The organism is Ruegeria sp. HKCCD8929, from assembly GCF_013031405.1.
Classification (GTDB): Bacteria; Pseudomonadota; Alphaproteobacteria; order Rhodobacterales; family Rhodobacteraceae; genus Ruegeria.
This window is the reverse complement of the sequence record NZ_WPZY01000117.1, coordinates 1-2,086: the sequence shown is the minus strand read 5'-3', so window position 1 is coordinate 2,086 and position 2,086 is coordinate 1. Positions and strand designations below refer to the sequence as shown.

The window sequence follows — 2,086 nt, the reverse complement described above, 5'->3', positions numbered from 1 at the left end:
GCGGCCGAAGCGTATCGTGCAACTGGCGATACCTACCAATCTCTGCGTGAAGGTGTGTCGCTTAAGGTTCTGCGCGAGCCAATTGGCGTCGTGGGCGTGATCACGCCCTGGAATTTTCCGCTGGCGATCCCGGCATGGAAAATTGCGCCCGCCCTGGCTTATGGCAATACGGTTGTGTTCAAACCCGCCGAACTGGTTCCCGGATCGGCCTGGATGTTGTCCGACATTATTTCCCGTGCGGACCTGCCCGAGGGTGTGTTCAACCTTGTGATGGGCAAAGGCCGCGAGGTCGGGGAGGCGATCGTTACACACCCCAATGTTTCTGGTGTCACGTTCACCGGCTCCACACCTGTCGGCCGCAATATGGGAGCTGCGCTGTTCGCTCGTGGGGCCAAAATGCAGCTTGAGATGGGCGGCAAAAATCCGCTGGTTGTGCTGGATGACGCGGATCTTGATCTGGCGGTTCACTGCGCAGTGCAGGGTAGCTTTTTCTCAACCGGCCAACGATGCACGGCTTCCTCCCGCCTGATCGTCACAGAGGGAATTCACGACGCATTTGTTGACCGTCTTTGTGCGGCAATGAATGACCTGCGGGTGGGTGATGCGCGCGCGCCGGAAACCCAGATTGGCCCGGTGGCCAGTGAGGCGCAGTTGGCTATCGACAAACGATACGTTTCTCAAGCCGTGGATGAAGGCGCAACACTTGCCGCAGGTGGCGGCGAAATCAAATCCAAAACCCCGGGACATTACTTTGCTCCGGCCCTGTTTACGGATGTGTCACCACAGGCTGCCGTGTCGCGGGACGAGATTTTTGGACCCATCGCCGCTGTGTTGCGCGTGCCGGACTATGATGCCGCCCTTGCTACATCCAATGACTGCGAATTTGGATTGTCTGCGGGCATAGTCACGCGGGATGCGGCCAGGGTCGACCATTTCTCGCAGAACGCCGAGGCAGGCATGATACAGGTCAATTTGCCCACCGCAGGCATGGATTTTCACGCGCCCTTCACGGGGCGCAAGGGCTCGTCTTATGGCGCGCCGGAAAAAGGCAGCTATTGCCGGGAGTTTTTCACGGCGGCCAAGGTTGTGCACGCGGGGCGCGGATAATGACTCAGGCACCTTTGAAGGGCATTCGCATTCTTGATCTGACCAATGTGCTGGCCGGTCCGTTCTGTTGTCATCAATTGGCCCATATGGGGGCCGATGTGATCAAGGTCGAAACCCCGGGCACCGGCGATCTGGCGCGGCAACTTGGGGCCGATCCTGCCCGCAACGCCGATCTGATGGGGGTGTCCTTTCTGGCGCAAAACCCGGGCAAACGCTCCATCACCCTGAACCTGAAATCGGCATCCGGCAAACGCATCCTGAAGGAGTTGGTGCAAAAGGCCGATGCCCTGGTCGAGAATTTTCGCCCCGGCGTGATGACACGCCTGAACCTTGATTACGAAACACTCGCTCTGGAAAACCCACGCCTTGTCTATTGTGCGATTTCCGGGTTCGGTCAGGATGGCCCGCTGGCGAAACTGCCCGCTTATGACCAGATCGTACAAGGGATGAGTGGCGTGATGTCGATCACCGGCGACGGCGACACCGCGCCCTACCGGGTGGGCTATCCAATGGCCGACACCATTGGCGGCATGACAGCGGCCTTCGCCGTTGCCGCCGCGCTTGCCAGCAAGTCCGAAGATCGCGGCACATTCATTGACGTCTCGATGCTTGAGGCCGTCATTGCGACGATGGGCTGGGTGGTGTCGAACCATCTGGTCGCAGGGAAGGCACCCACCCCGAACGGCAATGACAATTTCACCGCCAGCCCATCTGGCACGTTCAGAACCGCGGACGGGGTGATGAACATCGCAGCTAACAAACAAGAACAGTTCGAGACCCTTTGCGAGGTCATCGGCAACCCGGCCCTGGCGCAGGATCCACGCTTTGCCGACCGAAAGAGCCGACTGGCCAATCGACCCGCCCTGACCGCCGAGCTGGAGGCGGCCTTTGCCGATGCCCCCACCCATGAATGGGTCGACAAACTGACAGCTCGGGGCGTTCCCGCAGGACCTGTCTGGTCGGTGCCCGAGGCGCTGGC

Annotated in this window: 2 protein-coding genes; both read left to right on the top strand. The window is 60.1% G+C overall.

All coding sequences use genetic code 11. The features are described from left to right. On the top strand, positions 1-1,107 hold a 1,107-nt coding region (locus GOX53_RS29245; RefSeq protein WP_171182393.1), incomplete at its 5' end, for an aldehyde dehydrogenase family protein. Then, positions 1,107-2,086, top strand: a 980-nt coding sequence (locus GOX53_RS29240) for a CaiB/BaiF CoA-transferase family protein (protein ID WP_171182392.1), incomplete at its 3' end; no start/stop codon positions are given. The genes GOX53_RS29245 and GOX53_RS29240, both read left to right, overlap by 1 nt.